The 268-nt window shown below is 70.9% G+C and carries 1 protein-coding gene; it reads right to left on the reverse strand.

Going from position 1 to position 268, the window contains the following annotated elements; genetic code table 11:
- Positions 1-268: ketoacyl-synthetase C-terminal extension domain-containing protein (locus IH13_RS43015; RefSeq protein ID WP_158791422.1), on the reverse strand; the 268-nt coding region annotated here is incomplete at both ends.

The raw sequence follows: 268 nt of genomic DNA on the forward strand, positions 1-268 counted from the left end.
CGCCGAGAGTCCGGCCTCGGACTTCGCCGACACCACCCACGGCACGACCGGCACAGAGGCGGGGGCCGAGGCAGCAACCGCCTCCGTGTGCGGCGCCTGCTCGAGAATCACATGTGCGTTCGTGCCACTCACGCCGAACGACGACACACCCGCCCGCCGCCGCTCACCCGTCTCCGGCCACGCCACCGGCTCCGTCAGCAACCGTACGTTTCCGGCTGACCAGTCCACCTGAGGCGTCGGCTGGTCCACGTGCAACGTCTGCGGCAGC

This window comes from Streptomyces sp. NRRL WC-3549, assembly GCF_000721935.1.
In the GTDB taxonomy this organism is placed as follows: Bacteria; Actinomycetota; Actinomycetes; order Streptomycetales; family Streptomycetaceae; genus Streptomyces.